The sequence below is a fragment of the Erwinia papayae genome (genome assembly GCF_058241465.1).
The window spans coordinates 803,378-818,431 of sequence record NZ_JBZCHT010000013.1 but is presented as its reverse complement, the minus strand read 5'-3'; the positions used below and the strand labels follow the sequence as shown (position 1 = coordinate 818,431).

Here is a 15,054-nt window from a genome sequence, read left to right as displayed (position 1 = left end):
GGGGGGCTGCATGTCTTTAGTCGATCCTGGCAGCGTGACTGCCGCACCCAAGCCGATGACCCCTTTGCAGGAATTCTGGCACTACTTCAAACGTAACAAAGGCGCAGTTATCGGTCTGGTTTACGTGGTTCTGATGTTCTTAATCGCAGTGTTCGCTAACGTCATCGCCCCCCATGCACCCGCCGAACAGTTCCGCGATGCGCTGCTGCATCCACCGGCGTGGCAGGAAGGCGGTAGCTGGCGTTTTATCTTCGGCACCGATGATGTGGGCCGTGACGTATTGTCGCGGCTGATGTATGGCGCACGGTTATCGCTGCTGCTGGGCTGTCTGGTGGTGGTGCTGTCGCTGATCCTCGGCGTGGTGTTTGGCCTTATCGCCGGTTATGTCGGTGGCGCGACCGACGCCATTATTATGCGGCTGGTGGATATCATGCTGGCGCTGCCCAGCCTGTTACTGGCGCTGGTGCTGGTGGCGATTTTTGGCCCGTCGATTGTTAACGCCTCTATTGCGCTGACCTTTGTTGCCCTGCCGCACTATATCCGGCTGACCCGCGCGGCGGTGCTGGTCGAGGTAAGCCGCGACTATGTCACCGCCTCCGGCGTGGCCGGAGCGGGCGCGTTGCGACAGATGTTTGTCAATATTTTGCCTAACTGTCTTGCGCCGCTGATTGTGCAGGCATCACTGGGCTTCTCCAACGCCATCCTTGATATGGCTGCGCTGGGCTTCCTGGGTATGGGGGCGCAACCGCCTACGCCGGAGTGGGGCACCATGCTCTCCGACGTGTTGCAGTATGCGCAAAGTGCCTGGTGGGTGGTCACCTTTCCTGGGGTGGCTATCCTGCTGACGGTACTGGCATTTAACCTGATGGGTGATGGTTTGCGTGACGCCCTCGACCCAAAACTCAAGCAGTAAGAGGCTCAGATGGCGTTATTAAACGTAGACAAACTTTCGGTGCATTTCGGCGACGAAAAAGCGCCGTTCCGCGCGGTTGACCGCATCAGCTATCAGGTTGAGCATGGCCAGGTTGTAGGCATCGTCGGGGAATCCGGTTCCGGAAAATCGGTCAGTTCACTGGCGACCATGGGCCTGATTGATTACCCCGGCAAAGTGATGGCCGACAAGCTGGAATTTAACCAGCGTGACCTGAAGCGTATCTCTGAAAAAGAGCGTCGTCAGCTGGTTGGCTCTGAAGTGGCGATGATATTTCAGGACCCGATGACCAGCCTGAACCCTTGTTACACCGTGGGTTTTCAGATTATGGAAGCGATCAAAGTCCATCAGGGCGGCAATAAAAAAACCCGTCGCCAGCGTGCGATTGATCTGCTGACTCAGGTGGGTATTCCCGATCCTGCCTCGCGGCTGGAGGTTTATCCGCATCAGCTTTCGGGGGGGATGAGCCAGCGTGTGATGATTGCGATGGCCATCGCCTGTCGGCCTAAACTGCTGATTGCCGATGAACCCACCACCGCGCTGGACGTGACCATTCAGGCGCAGATCATTGAGCTGCTGCTTGATTTACAGCGCCAGGAAAATATGGCGCTGATCCTGATCACCCACGATCTGGCGCTGGTGGCAGAAGCGGCGCAGCACATTATTGTGATGTACGCCGGACAGGTGGTGGAAACCGGCAAAGCGGCGGATCTGTTCAAAGCGCCGCGCCATCCCTACACCCAGGCGCTGCTGCGGGCATTGCCGGAATTCGCGGCGGACAAAGCGCGTCTGGCCTCACTACCTGGCGTGGTGCCCGGCAAGTATGACCGACCCAATGGCTGCCTGCTTAACCCTCGTTGCCCCTATGCGGACGATCTTTGCCGCACGTCAGAGCCTGAATTACGTGATATTCCGGGACGTCAGTCCAAATGTCATTACCCACTTGACGATGCCGGGAGGCCGACCTGTGAAGCCTGAACAAATTAATCCCGCGCTGCTGATGCAGGCTGTCGATCTGAAAAAACACTACCCGGTGAAAAAGGGTCTGTTTGGTCAGGAGCGTCTGGTGAAGGCGCTGGATGGTGTCTCTTTCAATCTTGAGCGTGGCAAAACGCTGGCGGTGGTGGGCGAATCCGGCTGTGGCAAATCCACCCTTGGCCGGTTGCTGACCATGATCGAAACGCCGACAGAAGGACAACTTTTTTATCAGGGACAGGATCTGCTGAAGCACGATCCGGCCGCGCAAAAGCTGCGTCGTCAGAAGATCCAGATCGTTTTCCAGAATCCTTATGGTTCGCTGAACCCGCGTAAAAAAATCAGTCAGATCCTCGAAGAACCCTTGCTGATTAACACCACGCTGAGTAAAGCGGAGCGTCGGGAAAAAACGCTGGAGATGATGGCGAAGGTCGGCCTGAAAACCGAACATTACGATCGCTATCCGCATATGTTCTCTGGCGGTCAGCGCCAGCGTATTGCCATTGCCCGTGGTCTGATGCTGGACCCGGACGTCTTAATTGCCGATGAGCCGGTTTCTGCGCTGGATGTGTCGGTGCGGGCGCAGGTGCTGAACCTGATGATGGATCTGCAACAGGAGCTGGGGCTGTCGTATGTCTTTATTTCCCACGACCTGTCGGTGGTCGAGCACATCGCTGATGAAGTGATGGTGATGTACCTGGGGCGTTGTGTGGAGCAGGGCAGCAAAGAGGCTATTTTTGCCGATCCACGCCATCCGTACACTCAGGCGTTACTCTCTGCCACACCGCGTCTGAACCCGGATGAACGCCGCGAGCGCATCAAACTGAGCGGTGAGCTGCCCAGTCCACTTAATCCGCCGCCGGGATGTGCGTTCAATGCGCGCTGTCGAAGACGTTTTGCGCCCTGTACTCAGCTCCCGCCACAGCTTAAGCCGTACGGCGATCAGCAGATTGCCTGCTTTGCTGTTGATCAGGATGAAGATAAATCCATTCATTGCTAAATCATTTCCGGCAAGGGTCAGTAAGACCGTTGCCGGATAGTTGTCCTTTGCAAAAAATATCCCAGGCTGGAAAGTGTCTTACTGAAGTTTTTGTATGCTGTGCCGGAACAGAATAAAATCTGTTTTTGCAGCCTGTCTGCCAGGATAAAAATGAAATCTCCGACTATTCAATTAAACAGTATGTATTAGTAAAAGAGTTTTAAAAAAACGTCTCAAATCTCTGATTTAAAGAACTGTCTGAAGGAAATGTAAAATAAGCCCTGCTGAACGACAGATAAAGACTTTCAACCAGGAAAGGCGTTAATAAGAGTGGTTGAAAAATTCTTTCCTGCCAGAAACGTAATGAACGGGATAAAAATACTCTCTGTAATGAGCATGCCATGCTTTTGCTGCGAATAATAAAAAAGAAAACAACCAATCAGGACCTGAGCGGCGCTTCTCTGATGTCAGCTATACCTCTGTAATACATAATTATAATGATGGTGTAAACAACCCCGACGGGCACTCAATTAAACAAAAATTCATAAGTGAGTTGAAGTATAAGTTGAAGCATCAATCTCCAGGGAATGTTAATAATATAGAGAGATCAATCAATGAAAGAAAGTCAGTTCTGCTAAAAGAAAACAGCAGACCATTAACTGAAATGGAAAAAAATTAGCGGAGAGGAGAAAAAAACTCGCAGAGTTGGCACCGCCTGAGCGCGCGATCGAAAATAAAAAACCTTCGCAGTCAGAATCAGTCAAACCTTTTGCTGATAAATATATCAACGCAAACGTCAGGAAAAAATGGAATTTTAAAAAAAATAACTGATAAAACTGTAGAATATGCCCCTGTAAATAGAGCGCATCTGCTTAAAAAGAGGCATGATAAAATGACTAAAGAAATTAATGTCATTAGCAGAGAGCTAATAAATCTGAACAAATTAAGTTCTGATGTTGTCAAAAAGGGAATTATTAAATTTCTTTGTGATGATATAAATTATACAAAGACTACATTAAAAAATATTCATTCAACATCATCCCGGTTATTCGATCAGAATTTAAAAGATGAAGCCATGCAAATAATTGATAATTTTACAGCTAAATAAAAACTTTATAAATATAAGGAATTAAACGCATATTCTGATTTGAGGGAAATCAGGAAGAAAATAACAGATGTTTTTAATGGATGCCAGGAAGTCTGTAACTCACTTTTCGTAATTTTTAACAGATTAAACATTTAGTTCTGATTTATAAAACAGACCAGTATGTGATTTAAATGAATTGTTTATGGGGATTGAAGCTCAATGTCGCGATAATCATTTTTTCAGTTTTTGAAAGAAACATATTTTGTTTTAATGCGGATATTTGATTTTTTAAAATATTAAAATGATGTTATGGCATTCTTTGCATCAGATGGTCTTATTACTAAGTAAGGTACGACCTTTTTCGTTACGATGATTTCATTCCCGGAACCTTTGTTTAAAGAAGTTTTCCTCCCTTAAATCTGGTAAGACACTAAAAATCAATTCGTTTTCTTACCGCTTATTAACTTTTACCGGTCCTGAGGGCAATCGTTCATCCAGACAACATAACCTGGAAGGAATGGCTGGCCTCAGGGCCTGACTAAGATACTGGCGAATAGTGACATAAGTCACATTTTTATCCCTGGCAACAGAATAGTCCATTAGCCTTCCTGAAGTGTTGCTAAGCTGTAACAGTGCTGTGCGGCACAGATTATCCCGTCATCAACGGTATAGTAAGCTGCATAAAATATTCAATAAAACCAGATAATAACAATGTTGATTAACCGACTGCGTGACCATCTTAATGCTCAACAATGTATGTTAATTTTCTGATAAATATGCCTTTTTTTGGGTGGTTAAGAATAATCAGATCCAGCCAAAATTTGTATGTTATATTGCCGCAAAACTCCCGATTTTCGCGATCATTCCAATGAAAAGTTATGATGACCTTCAGCGTTTTAAAGAAAAAACGCAAACCAACCATATCGAATTCAGGGACATGTCTGATCAGACACGGAGTTCAGATGGAGCCAACTGGGCGACCATCAGACAGCTAATGGATGAAGATGCAGATGCGACGCTAGGCAACGGACAGAGCGTACAGGTGAGTGCTCCCCAGCCTGTGGCGGTCGATACCTTCAGCCAGCAGAGCGCTCCGGCGACCGTGCAGGTCGCGCAGGAGGTGATACGCCCGTCACAAAGCGTCGCGGCGTTTGTGGCGGCCAAACCCGCGGTACAAACCTCAACCTCGCTACTGGACAGCATTTCTGGCCAGTTGAAACCGGCCGCTGGCGTGGCGCAGTCTGCCCCGATCCCTGACGAGCCAAAAGACGTTCCTTCATCCTCGTCAGTCGCGCTACAAACGGCGCGCCAGCCACAGGCGAGTGCCCCCCTTGCCACCGATGTTGCCAGTCGGTCCACCGACGTACACGACGCAGATAACACGCGTTTTAAACAGTTATTCAACGCCACGCCAGAATCGCAGGCATCCCCGCTACCTAAAGATACCCAGCTACACGCTCTGCTGGAGAGAATCGCCTCATGCCGTTAGTTTGTGTTTGTTCTCCGAAAGGTGGCGTTGGCAAAACCACCCTTGCCGCCAATCTCGCCTGGTCGCTGGCGCGTGGCGGCAGTAAAGTTCTTGCCATCGACTTCGATGTGCAAAACGCTCTGCGCCTGCATTTTGGCGTGCCGCTGGCTGATACCCGTGGCTTTGTCGCCAAATCTGCCGTCTCACCGGACTGGAGTCAGTCGATTCTGACTACCGGCGGCAATATCTTTGTGCTGCCTTACGGTGAAGTGTCAGAAGACCAACGTATCGAATTTGAACAGAATCTCACCACCGACCCCAATTTCCTTGCCCGCGGTTTGCACACTGTCCTGAACTATCCGGGCCTGGTGATCGTCGCCGATTTTCCGCCCGGCCCCGGCCCGGCGCTCAAGGCCATGGCCGCGCTGGCCGATTTACATCTGGTGGTGATGTTGGCCGACACCGCCTCACTGTCGCTGCTGCCGAATGTTGAAAACAATAAAATGACCGGCAGTGCGCTGAATCAGCGCAGCGGCAACTACTATGTGCTGAACCAGAGTGACAGCCGCCGGGCTATCAGTCGTGATGTGACGGCCTTCATGCAACAGCAACTGGGAGACAGATTGCTGGGCGTGGTAAACCGTGATGAAAGCGTGGTGGAAGCCAATGCCTCGCAGCAGTCCGTCTTTGATTTCAACCCGGTGTCAGCTGCCGCATTTGATATTGAGCTGGTCAGCAAGCGTCTTGCTGCGCTGCTCAATATCAAAGTGGGCGATGGCGAGATGCATGCGCCGCTGGGATCGCGTTAACTGGCGGTACGCCGATCGCAATGGATGCGTCAAACCCCGGAGTGTGCCTGCGCGCCGGTAAAGAATAATAGTTGCTTCAGTATGCCCTATGAACAAAGTCCTGTATTACCTGCTGCTGCTGGTTGCATTGCCGTTTGCCGCAGTGATTGTGATCACCCCAATGGACAGCCAGAAACAATATATGTTCGGCCTGATCGCCATCGCCATTATTTTTATTCTGGGGCTGACCAAAAGCCACAAAATCTCCATGGTGATGGTGTTTCTCTCCGCTCTGATGTCAACGCGCTATATCTGGTGGCGTGCGACGGAGACGCTCTATTTTAATTCTGAAATTGAAGCGATTCTGGGGATTGGCTTATTCATTGCCGAGGTATACGTCTGGGTGATTTTGCTGCTGGGCTATCTGCAAACCTCCTGGCCGCTGAAAAGAACGATTGAGCCGATGCCGGACGATCTCAGCCTGTGGCCGAGCGTTGATATTTACGTGCCCAGCTATAACGAAAGCCTGGATGTGGTGCGCGATACCGTGCTGGCCGCCCAGTGCATCGACTACCCCCGCGACAAGCTGAAAATTTACCTGTTGGACGACGGTAAACGCAGTGAATTTGCCGTCTTTGCGGCGGATGTTGGCGTGGGTTATATCACCCGTGACGACAACCGTCATGCCAAGGCGGGCAATCTTAACCACGCGATGCGCATCACCAAAGGCGAACTGATTACCGTTTTTGACTGTGACCATGTGGCTACCCGCGCTTTCCTGCAGGCTACCGTGGCACCGTTTCTGAAAGATCCAAAGCTGGCGCTGTTGCAGACGCCGCACTACTTCTATTCACCCGATCCGTTTGAACGTAACCTGAAAGCTGCCCGTGAAATCCCCAACGAAGGCGCGCTGTTTTACGGGCCGGTTCAGCAGGGCAACGACAACTGGAATGCCACCTTCTTCTGCGGTTCCTGTGCGGTAATCCGCCGCAGCGCGCTGGAAGAGATCGGCGGTTTTGCCACAGAAACCGTTACCGAAGATGCCCATACCGCGCTGAAAATGCAGCGTCGCGGCTGGAAATCAGCTTTCCTGGCGCTGCCACTGGCTGCTGGTCTGGCGACTGAGCGTTTGGGGCTGCACGTTATCCAGCGTACCCGCTGGGCGCGTGGCATGACGCAGATTTTCCGCGTGGATAATCCGCTGCTGGGACGGGGGCTGAAGTGGCAGCAACGGCTGTGCTACCTCAATGCCATGCTGCACTTCCAGTTTGGTCTGCCGCGGGTAATCTTCCTGACCGCGCCGCTGGCCTATCTGTTGTTCAATCTGAATATTATTCACTCTTCCGCCAGCCTGATCTTTGCCTACGTCCTGCCGCACCTTGTGATATCGCTCTACGTTAACTCCCGAATGAATGGCCGCTTCCGCGCCACCTTCTGGGGGGAGATTTATGAAACGGTGATGGCCTTCCATCTGGTGATCCCGACGCTGTTAACCATGATTTCGCCCAAACACGGCAAATTTAACGTTACCGACAAAGGAGGCCTGCTGGACAGTGGCTTCTTCGATTTCAATATCGTGCGACCGCATGTGATTTGTGCCCTGCTGTTACTGGTCGGCGTGGTCAGCGGTATCACCCGCGCGGTGGCGCATGACTACTTTGGCGTCGATCCGTGGGTCATTGCGCTGAATGTCGGCTGGGCACTGTTCAGTCTGATCATTCTGATGGCGGCGATTGCCGTGGCGCGAGAAACAAAACAGACGCGCAAAACCATTCGTATCGAGGTCGATATCCCGGTGGTACTGCATTACGCCAGCGGCATTTCATCCCGCTCCAACACGGTAAACCTGTCGATGGGCGGCGTGCAGGTGACGGCGAAGGATAACCGCCACGAAACCGATGCGATTGAAGCGGTGGATCTGATGCTGCAATCCGGCGCGATTTCCATTCCTGTCGGCATTATCAGTGCATCAGATGGGGTTATCCGACTGAAATTTGATGAGATCCCGCTGTCACGCCGTCGCGAGCTGGTGAGGGTCGTGCTCTCCCGTGCTGATGCATGGATCAAACCTGCCGGTCCTAAAGATCGGCCCATTCGCTCGCTGCTAACCATTATACGCACCGTATTTGAACTGTTCTGGCTCTCCTGGAAAGATGGCCGCAGCCGTAAAGCCGCCAGGGCTGATGAGGATGGGATGGCATGAAGGGACTGTTTTTTTGGCTTGGTCTGAGCGGGCTGATGCTGGCTGGCTGCGCGCAGGCTGCCTCGGATAATGTTACCCAGGACAGCCGTGCGCTCTCACTTCTTGCGCCACCGGCTGATGTGGGACAAACGTCCACTCAGCAGCCTGGCCGCGCGCAGACGACGCCGTTATCGGGCGTGGTATCGTCTCAACCTTCCTCTTCAGCGGCCGCCAGCAGTGACGCCGTGACAGAGCAGGGCCAGATGCCTGTCAACCTGCCGCCGTTGCCGGCACCGGCTGGCGGGCAAAACGCCAACCCATCTGCGGCCAGCATTGATGCGACGACGAGCAGCGGGCAGAGCGCTACCGCCCCGGTGGCCAGCGCTGACGCGACGGCAAACGGCGGACAAAGTACCACGGCTCCGGCGACCAGCACCGATGCGACGGCCAACGGCGGGCAGAGTGCCACTGCTCCGGCGGCCAGCGCCGATGCGACGACCAACGGCGGGCAGAGCGCCATCGCTCCGGCAGCCAGCGTAGATGCGACGGCGAACGGCGGGCAGAGTGCCACTGCTCCGACGGCCAGCGCCGATGCGACGGCCAACGGCGGGCAGAGCACCACCGCACCATCCCCCGCCGTGCCCGATATGATGCTTAACCAGCCGCTTGCCAGTACCGTCTCTGTGGCGCAGATGGGGCAACCTGGCGGCATTACGCTCACCGGCGGTCAGTTGCAGTCGGGCATCATCTTCACCCTGCCGTCTGATGAGGTAATCACCAACGCGCGGCTGAATCTCTCGCTGAAGGTGTCGCAGGCGCTGGCCGCCCGCAACACCTCGCTGCAACTGATGCTCAATGGCCAGCCTCTGGGCACCCTGCCACTGAGCGCCTCTGACAGCGCCAGCGAAGAGTACCAGCTGGATATCCCGGCGGCGATGGTGGTCTCCAGCAACAACCTCAGCTTTAAAATCAACGATGCCGACCAGCTGCTGTGTGAACGCGACAGCGCCAGCCAGTACCAGGTGACGATTCTGCCAAAATCAACGCTGTCGCTGGAAGGTCAGCAGCTGAACATGGGCAATGCGCTGCGCAATTTCCCCCGTCCCTTTATCGACTCGTTGCGTATGACGCCCTCCAGCGTGACGATGATCTTCGGGCAAAGCGTGACGCCGGGTCAGGTGAGCGCCGCTGCTATCGTCTCCTCCTGGATGGGTATTCAGACTGACTATCGCGGCATTCACTTCCCGGTATTACGCAATGAGCTACCGGAGAAGAACGGTATTATCTTCGCAAGGCCCGGAGAGACTATCGCCGGGCTACCGGTGCCGGAGGTCAGCGGGCCGACTCTGCAACTGGTGGATAACCCGGCAAACCCGGTTTACAAACTGATGCTGGTTGTCGGTAAAACCGACGACGATCTGCGTCAGGCCGCCTGGCGTCTCACGCTGCCACTGAGCGTGGACAGCAACACCTTATCGGTGGCGCAGCACAGCATGCCGGTCAGTAAAGCGTATGATGCGCCGCGCTGGATCAACACCGATCGACCCGTGCCCCTGCGCGATCTGCTGCGTAAGGATCAAAGCCTGACCACCAACGGCATCTGGCATGACGCGCTGCGGGTTAACTTCCGCGCCGCGCCCGATCTGTTTCTGTGGGATGGCGACAGTCTGCCGGTTCATCTCAGCTACCGCTTCCCGTCAGAAAGCTGGATAGATGAAAATAAATCCTTCCTCAATGTCACACTCAACGGCACCTTTTTGCGTAATCTGACGGTAAACAAAGTCGGGCTGCTGGAGAATATCTGGCACCGCCTGGGCGGCGATGCACGTCAGGAACATTACACCCTGAAGCTCGATCCCTACCTGATTTATGGCGATAACCAGCTACAGCTCTATTTCAGTATCAAACCAAAAGAGAACGCGCCCTGTGGCGTGCTGACCAACAACAATATTAAAAGCCGCATTGAAGATGACGCCTTTATTGACCTGAGCCACACCCGTCATTTCACGCTGCTGCCTAACCTCTCCTATTTTGTTGGCGCATCCTTTCCGTTCAGCCGTTTTGCTGACTACTCGCAAACCGTGCTGATGCTGGCGTCGCAGCCGGGCAATGCGGAAATCAGTGCTCTGCTGGATCTGGCGGGACGTTCCGGCAATGCCACCGGTGTGGCGCTGTACCACAACAGCGTGATGTTCGGCATTCCGGCAGGTGGCACGCTGCTGCAACAGCTGCAAAACAGTGATGTGCTGGCGGTCTCCACCCTGGCGCAAACCGCCTTTAACCAGTCGATGCTGCGTGATTCGCCCTTTGAGGTGAACAGCCATACGCTGGGGGTGAAAGAGCCGGGCTGGCGCGATAACCTGCGCGGCTGGCTGACCGGCGACTGGTATCGCCAGGCGCTGGATGCCGACCGCTATTTTTCGTCAAACGAAGACTGGCGCGGCTTTGTCAGCTACCGCTCGCCGTGGAGCACGTCGCGGGTGGTGGTAATGACGGTGGCAACCGATGATGCTCAACTGTCGCGCCTGCACAATGACCTGTCGCTGGCCCGGATAAACGCCGGTATCCGTGGCGATACCGCCATCATCACCGATGAAAATGGTATCCGCAGTTTTCACGTTGGCACGCAGTTCCCCAGCGGTCAGATGCCGTGGTACATGATGGTGGTGTGGTACGCCAACCAACATGCGGTGCTGCTGGCTTTCCTTGCGTTATTGATCTCCGCAATCATCGGGCTGAGTACCTGCGTGCTGTTGAAAAAACATGCCTGGAAGCGGCTCAATCCACAGAATGATGCCCGTGGCAAAGGCGATAAGAAGTGATGACAATGAAAATAAACACGCTTACCGCCAGAATGCGCCCGCTGTGGATGCCCGGTATCACGCTGCTGGCCTCGGTGCTGACGCCGCCTGCGCTGGCGGATCAGAGCAATAATCCGGCGCTGATGGCGTTATTCGACCAGGCCAGCTACTGGCACCAGAAAGCCCATGACGATCTGGCCCGCGATGCGCTGAATAAAGTGCTGATGGTCGATAACAACAACAGCCAGGCGCTCTACCTGATGGCGCTGTGGGCGCAGCAGAGCGGGGATAATGAAAACGCGGCAAAATGGCGGGCGCGTCTCAGCTAGGTTGCACCGCAGGACCCGCGTCTGACCGAACTGGATAATGCCCGTCAGATGCAGACTATTCCCGCAGCCCAGCTGTCGCTGGCCCGTCAGCAGGCCAGAGCGGGCAATATTGCCGCTTCGCTGCAAACCTGGCGCAACACTTTCAGTGGCAACGAGCCGCCGGACAGCGTGGCGGCGGAATACTATCTGACGATGGCGGGCGACCGGACGCTGCTGCCGCAGGCGATTGATAATCTGCGGCAGTTTGCCGCGCAGCACCCGCAGGATACCGGGGCCAGGCTGGCGCTGGGTAAGGCGTTGACCTGGCAGGAATCGACCCGCCGCGAAGGGCTGCAAATTCTTGAAGGGATGGCGAGCGGTAACGCCGATGCCGACCGTTCGTTGCGTCAGGCGCTGCTGTGGCTGGGGCCACAGGCAGAGGATGCGGCGCTCTATCAGAACTATCAGCAGCGTCACCCGCAGGACCGCGCGGTGATGGATTATTACCGCAAAAATGTCGGCGGCGCGGAGAAAGGCCAGGGTTTTACCGCCCTGAACAGCGGCGATGTTTCCGGGGCTCAGACGGCGTTTGACCGGGTATTAAAGGCCAACCCGCAGGATGCCGATGCGCTGGCGGGCCTGGGCTATGTTGCCCAGCGCAGCGGGAATTACGCCGCTGCCGCCGATTATCTTGACCGGGCGGCAAAGCTGGGCGGTGACAACAGCCAGCAGCGCCAGCAGCAGGCGGCCGACGCCCGGTTCTATGCTGAGCTTGGCCAGGCTCAACAGGCGATGAAGGCGGGTGACGTCGCCCAGGCGCTGAGTCTGAGCGAGCCGTTAACCCAGGCCGAAGGCGAAAAAGGCCTTGCGGCCAGACTGTTTCGCGCTGACGTGCAGCGGCGCAGCAATCAGCTGGATGCGGCTGAACAGACCTACCGCGCGGTGCTCCAGAGCAATCCGGATAACCGTTCCGCGAAAGAGGGGCTGTTCTACGTGCTGCGCCAGCAGAACCGCACGGCGGAAGCCAACACCCTGCTGGCGGCGCTGCCCGACGCGGTGCGCGCCAGCATGGCACCCCGACCCACTGCCACCAGCGAGCCGGTGCGCCGTCAGGCTAAACAGGCGCTGGCGGCCGGTAACATCGCCCAGGCGACAGGACTGCTCCAGCAGGGAATTCGCCGCTTTCCTGATGATGGCTGGCTGCGGCTGGATCTGGCGCGCATTTATCAGCAGCAGGGCAACACCAGCCTGGCGGCTGGCGTGATGCAACCCGCCTTCCGCCAGGGGGCCAGTGGTAACGAAATCTATGCGGCGGCGCTGTTTGCCAGTGAAAACGGTGCGTGGCAGCAGGCGCAGTCCCTGCTTTCCCGCATCCCCCCGCGTAATCAGAACCGCGATATGCGCGATCTGGCCAGTCGGGTCAATTTCAATTTGCAAATGGGCGTGGCCCAGCAGTACCTGGCGCAGGGTTCCAACACCGCCGCCCTCAACACCCTTAAGGCACTGGCGGTCAATCCACCGGACAATCCGGCGGATGTGGGCAGCCTGGCGAAAAATCTGGCGGCGGCGGGCGATCTGCCTGGGGCGGTTGCATTGGTGCGCAACAACATGCAGCGCGGCGTGCAGGGTAACGCCGGAGATTATGCCGACCAGGTGCAGGTGCTCAATCAGGCGGGACTGGCGGGTGAAGCGCAAAGCTTCCTCAGTAATCCGGAATTGCAGTCGCGCAGTACTCCCACCCAACTGGCGGGCATCCGGAATGGTTATCTGATTAACGAAGCGGATCGTCTGCGTAATCAGGGCGAGTATGCCGCAGCTTACGACAAGCTGATTGCTGCGTTGCAGCACGATCCCCAAAACACCGATCTGATGTTCGCGATGGCCCGACTTTATCAGTCCGGCAAAATGAACGCACAGGCCGGGGTGGTTTACGATTACCTGATTACCCGTGACACCCCTGCACAGGACGCGCGGATTGGGGCCATCAACGTGGCGCTGACCGAACACAACCTGACGAAAGCGAAAGCGCTGGTGGCTGGCCTGCGCGGTGAGCAGACGCCGCAGCGGCTGCTGCTGATGGCGCGCGTCGCTGAGGCCGATGGCGATCATCAGCAGGCGCTGGCCTGGCTGCGTACTGCGCATGGAAAAATTAACGGTTTACAACAGACGTCCGACGGTTCTCCGCCGGTGATTGGCGGGCTGGTGCTGGCGGATAACCCGTTTATCAACCGCACCACGCTGCCGGTACGCCACAACGCATCGCCTTCAACTTATGGCGCGGTGATGCCGTGGCAGCAGAGCACGGTGGCCGCTGACAGTAGCGGCCAGACGGCCAGTGCTGATGTGCCGACACAGCAGGAGCAGACCCGCCAGCAGATCGATAACATGCTGGATGATTTGCAGCAGCGCACCGGCAGCTGGACGCAGGGAACGGTGCAGATCCGATCGCGTGACGGCGAATCCGGCCTGAGCAAGCTGACCGAAGCCAAAGCGCCGCTGGTGTTTTCCACCGTCCCCTATGGCGATACGCGCTTTGACTTTACGCTGACGCCGCTCAGCCTGAGTGCCGGCAGTGCGTCCGGTAGCGCTATCCCGCGTTTCGGCACCGAAGCGCTGGAGCAGGGACGTATCGCTCAGGCCAATGCCGTCACGCCGTCATCGGTGGCGCTCAACTCGCCAGGCGCACAGAATGCGTCAGGGGCCGAGGTTAATCTCGCCCTGAGCAACGACAATTTCAAAATCGATCTTGGGACCACTCCGCTGGGGCAGGATCTGAACACGCTGGTGGGGGGCATTCAGTGGTCGCCCAAACTGACGGATTATCTGACGCTGATCCTCACCGGTGAACGTCGGGCCGTCACCGACAGCCTGCTCTCTTATGTCGGCATGGAGGACAAGCTCACCGGCAAAAGATGGGGTCAGGTGACCAAAAACGGCGGTAACGCCATGCTGAGCTACGATAACGGCGATGCCGGATTCTGGTTAAGCGCGGGTGGCTACAGCTATCTGGGTGAAAACGTCGCCACTAACCAGAGCCTCGTCGGTTCGGCCGGAGCCTATCTTCGCCCCTATCATGATGACAACAGCGAACTGAAGACCGGCATCAGCTTCAGCTGGATGGATTTTTCCAAAAATCTCAGCTACTTCAGCTATGGTCAGGGCGGCTATTTCAGCCCGCAGAACTTTGCGGCCGTCTCTTTTCCGGTGGACTGGAGCAAGGACTACGACGATCTCAAAGTCAGAATTGGCGGTTCGGTGGGCTATCAGTCGTATTCACAGGATCGCAGTGCTTACTTCCCCACCGATGCGGCGAAACAGCAGCAGTTGCAGAGTTACTTTGATGCCGGTGACGTGACTGAAGCCTGGTATGGCGGCAGCAGCAAAAATGGCATCGGTTATAAACTTCATGCCGGCGCGGATTACCGGGTGACGAAAGATGTCACCATTGGCGGTCAGCTTGGCTACGACACCTTTGGTGACTATAACGAGAGCAGCGCGCAACTTTACTTCCGCTACCTGCTTGGGGACAAATAAG

At 55.5% G+C, this 15,054-nt stretch carries 8 protein-coding genes and 1 pseudogene; all 9 read left to right on the top strand.

Going from position 1 to position 15,054, the window contains the following annotated elements; genetic code table 11:
- Nucleotides 1-10: 10 nt before the first annotated feature.
- The 9 genes and pseudogenes from dppC to AC3RPL_RS19840 all read left to right on the top strand — a co-directional run bounded on the left by dppC (nucleotide 11) and on the right by AC3RPL_RS19840 (nucleotide 15,053).
- On the top strand, nucleotides 11-913 hold the full coding sequence (gene dppC / locus AC3RPL_RS19880) for a dipeptide ABC transporter permease DppC (protein ID WP_490741284.1): 903 nt from the start codon (nucleotides 11-13) through the stop codon (nucleotides 911-913).
- Between the two features lie 9 nt (nucleotides 914-922).
- The gene (gene dppD / locus AC3RPL_RS19875; protein ID WP_490741283.1) at nucleotides 923-1,909 is read left to right on the top strand and encodes a dipeptide ABC transporter ATP-binding protein; all 987 of its coding nucleotides are present in this window, start codon (nucleotides 923-925) and stop codon (nucleotides 1,907-1,909) included.
- Nucleotides 1,881-2,906, top strand: a complete 1,026-nt coding sequence (gene dppF / locus AC3RPL_RS19870; RefSeq protein ID WP_490742102.1) for a dipeptide ABC transporter ATP-binding subunit DppF — start codon at nucleotides 1,881-1,883, stop codon at nucleotides 2,904-2,906. The genes dppD and dppF overlap by 29 nt, the downstream gene beginning before the upstream one ends.
- A 748-nt stretch (nucleotides 2,907-3,654) precedes the next feature.
- A complete protein-coding gene (locus tag AC3RPL_RS19865) occupies nucleotides 3,655-3,993 on the top strand; it encodes a hypothetical protein (protein ID WP_490741282.1) in 339 nt (112 codons plus the stop codon).
- An 847-nt stretch (nucleotides 3,994-4,840) separates the two neighbouring features.
- The gene (bcsO, locus tag AC3RPL_RS19860; protein WP_490741281.1) at nucleotides 4,841-5,461 is read left to right on the top strand and encodes a cellulose biosynthesis protein BcsO; all 621 of its coding nucleotides are present in this window, start codon (nucleotides 4,841-4,843) and stop codon (nucleotides 5,459-5,461) included.
- Nucleotides 5,452-6,249 (top strand): cellulose biosynthesis protein BcsQ, encoded by a 798-nt coding sequence (gene bcsQ / locus AC3RPL_RS19855; protein ID WP_261641843.1) that lies wholly within the window; start codon nucleotides 5,452-5,454, stop codon nucleotides 6,247-6,249. Before bcsO ends, bcsQ begins: the two co-directional genes overlap by 10 nt.
- Nucleotides 6,250-6,337: 88 nt before the next feature.
- Nucleotides 6,338-8,431 (top strand): UDP-forming cellulose synthase catalytic subunit, encoded by a 2,094-nt coding sequence (bcsA, locus tag AC3RPL_RS19850; RefSeq protein WP_367167968.1) that lies wholly within the window; start codon nucleotides 6,338-6,340, stop codon nucleotides 8,429-8,431.
- Nucleotides 8,428-11,232, top strand: coding sequence for a cellulose biosynthesis cyclic di-GMP-binding regulatory protein BcsB (gene bcsB, locus AC3RPL_RS19845; protein ID WP_490741280.1), 2,805 nt, complete (start codon nucleotides 8,428-8,430; stop codon nucleotides 11,230-11,232). Before bcsA ends, bcsB begins: the two co-directional genes overlap by 4 nt.
- Before the next feature lie 32 nt (nucleotides 11,233-11,264).
- Nucleotides 11,265-15,053: pseudogene (locus AC3RPL_RS19840) on the top strand (cellulose biosynthesis protein BcsC).
- Nucleotide 15,054: the final 1 nt, after the last annotated feature.